Source organism: Paenibacillus sp. OT2-17, from assembly GCF_009827695.1.
In the GTDB taxonomy this organism is placed as follows: Bacteria; Bacillota; Bacilli; order Paenibacillales; family Paenibacillaceae; genus Paenibacillus; species Paenibacillus polymyxa_B.
Genome location: NZ_WUDQ01000270.1, coordinates 1 through 4,926, shown reverse-complemented (window position 1 = coordinate 4,926; position 4,926 = coordinate 1). Strand labels below are relative to the sequence as shown.

At 46.6% G+C, this 4,926-nt stretch carries 4 protein-coding genes; 1 reads left to right on the top strand and 3 read right to left on the bottom strand.

Going from position 1 to position 4,926, the window contains the following annotated elements:
- Positions 1-31: 31 nt before the first annotated feature.
- From GRP75_RS19250 to GRP75_RS19240, 3 genes are all read right to left on the bottom strand, one after another.
- Positions 32-1,456 (bottom strand): L,D-transpeptidase, encoded by a 1,425-nt coding sequence (locus GRP75_RS19250; RefSeq protein WP_160790085.1) that lies wholly within the window; start codon positions 1,454-1,456, stop codon positions 32-34.
- A gap of 265 nt (positions 1,457-1,721) precedes the next feature.
- Positions 1,722-1,964, bottom strand: coding sequence for a ferredoxin (locus GRP75_RS19245; RefSeq protein WP_023988031.1), 243 nt, complete (start codon positions 1,962-1,964; stop codon positions 1,722-1,724).
- Positions 1,965-2,125: 161 nt separating this feature from the next.
- The gene (locus tag GRP75_RS19240; protein WP_160790084.1) at positions 2,126-3,406 is read right to left on the bottom strand and encodes a DNA polymerase IV; all 1,281 of its coding nucleotides are present in this window, start codon (positions 3,404-3,406) and stop codon (positions 2,126-2,128) included.
- Positions 3,407-3,698: 292 nt separating this feature from the next.
- Here GRP75_RS19240 and cimA point away from each other — a divergent pair.
- On the top strand, positions 3,699-4,926 hold a 1,228-nt coding region (gene cimA / locus GRP75_RS19235), incomplete at its 3' end, for a citramalate synthase (protein ID WP_160790083.1).

The window sequence follows — 4,926 nt, the reverse complement described above, 5'->3', positions numbered from 1 at the left end:
TTAAACACCAAGTAGCAATAGCATCAAAACGTTAATTTAACCAGTGATAGGTTTTGCGGGGATTCATCTGGTCATGCTGCGGCTCACTTGTAAATCGAGAACCAGGCACCAGCACTTGATCAGGCAATCCCCCGTTACCAATGACCACCTCCGTACCCGAAGGTACGAGTGCAAACAATTCCTCCACATCCTCTTTACCCATTCGGACGCAACCCAACGACTCATTTTTGCCAATGCTGTCCGGCTCGTTCGTGCCATGAATGGCATAATTCGTTGCAGACAGTTGCATTCCACGACTACCAAACTCACCGTTGGATTTACCGTTCGGATTTACTACTTTATCGCTAATCACAAATTTCCCTTCTGGTGTTCTTTCTCCACCCAAACCGATAGGATAATTTCGAATAAGTACATTGCCACTTACCAGGGCGAGCCTGTGCTTAGATTTGTCCACCACAATTCGCAGCGGTTGCCCCAGAAAAGGTCGTCCGTGCAATGACGATGCCAGTAATGGACTGCTTTCGGCCGACGAGTCAGCGTCTAAATCTACTGCCTTCCCTGTTCCCTGTCCAGGTGAAGCAAGTAAATTACGCACAGGTGTAAAAGCCTTCTTCATCCCGTCTGTCGTACCGTACATCGTGTTAGCGGGAAAGTCTCGAGTCAGTTCATCAAGACTCTGGGGAAGACGTTGATGCTGTGAGCGAAAAGCACGCATGGAGCTATTCAACACAGCTAATTCCTCCTGTCCAGCAGCCCATTTTAGACCTGCTTTGCGAAGATTTTCACTGTCTGACGGCTTGCAAGCACACGCAGCGGCGTCGTAAGACTGAACAGCTAATCCGCCGTTTCCTTTGTTCTGTACACTAAGTAATGGCTTCATGCCCTCTCTCCAGAGCAGCCACGAGCCCCCTTGCTCCATGCCCAACACCGTAGTCTTGGACGGCAATCGGCTAGTCTTAGCCAACATATCAGTAAGCCCCGTTCCAGCTCCACTCCCTTTTCGAGCTTGAGCCGTAAACACACCACCAACCGCACCGATCTGGGCCATCTCCTTCGGATCAGCAGTGGCCACTTTCGTAACTTCAATATTATCAATTGCTGCCTGCTCAGTTCCGGATGGAACAGATGTATTTTCATTTGAGGGTCTCGGTGAATTGGCTGAAGGAACCCATATGAGCAGTAGTACCATTAACGCAGTTAACAGGTGGCGTGTTCGAGCCGTCCTTCGCTCCTTCTCCTTGGACATCTGAACCAGTTTATCCTGATATTCCATCCATACGTCTGCCGGAATCTGTTTATGCTCGAAGGCTTCGAACACTTCTCCTGCGCGATTGAAGCAATAATTTGCTTTGCCCTCCTGACCGCTGCTCTCATACTCTTTGCCGAGTAAATACCAGGCCATTTTATTATCAGGGTGTTTTTTTACATACGATTTAAGATGAGGCGAATGGTTCATCGGATCCTCCTGATCGTGTAATCTTGCATACTTCCTATTATGTATATCGGTAAAAATAGACTCGATGGACAGCACATAAAAAAAACGTCTATCGATGGACTTTCACGGAAGCCAGACCGCGTTTGGCAGAAGTTTTTTTAGATTATAGAATGGCTCAGCTCCGCTGAACCATTCTATAATCTAAAAAAACAGCACCGACAGCTTACTTTCACCGTTATACGGCGAAGGGAGCTGTCGGTGCTGTGCCTATCAAAGAAGCCTACGCTTAACCTTCTTTATTGAACGGCTCGTCTGCTACTTTAATGGAATCTGTAGGGCAACCGTCACAAGCATCCTGCATATCATCAAACAAATCATCCGAGATTGCCTTGATGCCTTGGTTTGCATCCCCTTCAAAGATCACTTCAGCCAAACCTTCATCATCATAATCATAAATGTCAGGTGCTGTAGCGCCACAGGCTCCGCAAGCAATGCATGTATCTTTTTCTACCCAAGTGTATTTAGCCATAACTTTTCTCTTCCTCCTATACAATCAAACAAACCAGCTTTTACATTCTATTCACATATTAATACAAACCCAATATTATTACAAATTATTTTCCTTTATCCTTCGTGTCAAAAATGCTTATAACGTAAGCTTCTGATGCTTGCAATAATCTATCCAAAAGCTCACTCTGGAGTTGGTAGATTGTCTTTTTGCAGCGAAGTTCCGCGCAGCTTGGAGTTGCGCAGAAGTACCGAAGGATCATCTCCCAGCATCCCAGCGGTCAAAATTGCATTTTCACCAAACTTATCGCGCAGTGCATCCATCGTCTTCAATAAGCTTTCTTTCTTAGGCTGATCCTGGTATTCAAATAGATCCATTTGAACGGCCGCTTCCTCCTTTGGAATGAGCTGCTGTAACGTAATCCCCAGTAAGCGTACAGGCTTATCTTCTCCCCAATGGCGACGATACAACGCACAAGCTTCCTTATATATGTCCTCTGCACTTTCCGTAGGAGTGCTCCTGACTTGAGAACGCGTAAAGGTCTTCATATCCGCCGTCCGAATCGTCAATTGTATACCTCCTGCCAGCATACCGTGTCGTCGAAGCCGCCGGGCCACCTGATCACTAATGTTAAGAAGTACCCGTTGGGCTTCTTCCAGCTTTACCACATCCATAGGCAGGGTAGTCGTGTGACCAATGGACTTGTTTGGCTCCCGTTCAGTGCTGACTGGTGAATGGTTAATTCCGTTAGCGGCCAATTTTAACCACGAACCCGTCACACCAAATACGCCAACCAGCATATGCTCATCGGCCTTAGCCAGTTGCCCAATGGTACGAATATTCATTTGTAGAAGCTTATCTGCCGTTTTGCGGCCCACACCAAACAATTGACCACAAGGAAGGTTCCACAAAATATTGGGTACATCACGCAAACGTAGAATAGATATCCCGCGTGGTTTTTTCAGATCAGAAGCCATTTTGGCCAGCAACTTGTTAGGAGCAACTCCAATTGAACAGGGCAGGCCCAGCTCGTCTTCTACTCTGCGCTGGATTTCCTCAGCAATTTCCATAGGTGTTCCAAACTGTTTGGATCCAGAAATATCCAGATAGCACTCATCAATTGAAGTCGCTTCCAGCATAGGCGTATACGAATATGCAATGCTCATAAATGCTTTGGAATAACGACGATACAAGTGAAAATCAGGCTGTATTACAATGAGCTGTGGACAGATCCGGCGAGCCTGCTGAACGACCATCCCTGTTGAAATGCCCAATCGTCGGGCTTCATAAGAGCAGGTTACAATTACACCTTTGCGCAGCTCACTACTGCCTGCCACCGCGGTAGGCAGTCCCTTATATTTTTCCGGCTCCTCCGCTGCATGAACGGAACAATAAAATGCATTCATATCCACATGCAGAATAACTCGCCCACCAGCCGGATAATAAGCACTGACATCTTTCATGCTCAACCCTTCTTTTTAACTGTAAATTCACCCGTCATCGCGGGAATATGTGTTTTGATTTTATACTTGAGACACTTTTAAATGCTATTTCTATTTTACATAAAAATAATGGTTTTGCGGCTAAAAATGATAATTATATATTACAATTGAAGTCATAAGTTGATATAATCGACTAACATACGAACACGACAAACTAACGCTTTCCTGTTTTTAAGCGTTAAACAACTAAATTAATATGCTTAAAAAAGCAGAGCATCACCAATCTGAGCAATCCGCAAAGGAGGAGTCCCTCATGTCCACCGCTATTTCTATCTTTGACACAACGCTGCGAGACGGCACTCAAGGAGAAGGAATTAGCTTGTCTGCTGATGACAAATTGAAAATCGCCAAAAAACTCGATGATCTCGGTGTTCATTATATTGAAGGCGGGATTCCCGGAAGCAACAGCAAGGATATCGAATTTTTCAAACGGGTACAAGAGCTGGGCCTTCAGGCAAAGATTGTCGCCTTCGGCAGCACGCGACGCAAAGATAGCATCGCAGCACAGGATGTCAATCTGCAACGAATTCTGGAATCCGGCGCTCAGGCTGCTACACTTGTAGGTAAATCATGGGATTTTCATGTACACACCGCCTTACAGACGACACTGGAGGAAAATCTGTCTATGATTTACGACTCCATCGCCTTTTTAAAGCAAGGGGGCATGGAGGTTATTTTTGATGCCGAACATTTTTTCGACGGATATAAAAATAATCCCGAGTATGCAATGGCCGTTATGAAAAAAGCTGAAGAAGCAGGCGCGGATTGGCTCGTGATGTGCGATACAAACGGCGGTACCCTACCGCATGAGATTCGGGAAATTGTCACTATGCTGCAAAGCCAGATAACGAGGTCACAGTTGGGTATTCATACACACAATGACTGCGAATTGGCAGTAGCGAACTCTCTAAGTGCTGTACAAGCAGGCGCAAGGCAGGTTCAGGGTACCATCAACGGCTACGGTGAACGGTGTGGTAACGCTAACCTGTGCTCCGTCATTCCTAATTTGCAGCTCAAGCTGGGCTACGACTGTCTAGATATTGAAAAGTTAAATCAACTCCACAACACAGCCCGCTTTGTGAGCGAAGTCGCCAACGTCAATATGCCTGTGAACCAGCCTTATGTTGGCAATGCAGCTTTTGCCCATAAGGGGGGCATTCACGTGTCAGCCATTCTACGCGACTCGCGAACTTATGAGCACATCGCTCCTGAACTCGTGGGGAACAAGCAGCGGGTTTTGGTCTCCGAACTGGCCGGGCAAAGCAACGTGGTATCCAAAGCGCAAGAGCTGGGCATCACCCTTGACCCATCCAGTGATGAGGCACGTGGCGTAATTAGCCGCATCAAGGAACTGGAGCATCAGGGATACCAGTTTGAAGGCGCGGATGCTTCGCTGGAACTGCTCATTCGTGAAGCAGGCGGTGAAGTGAAGGAAATGTTCTCTTTTGAGTCCTTTAAAGTGCTGGTTGCAGCAGAACGCG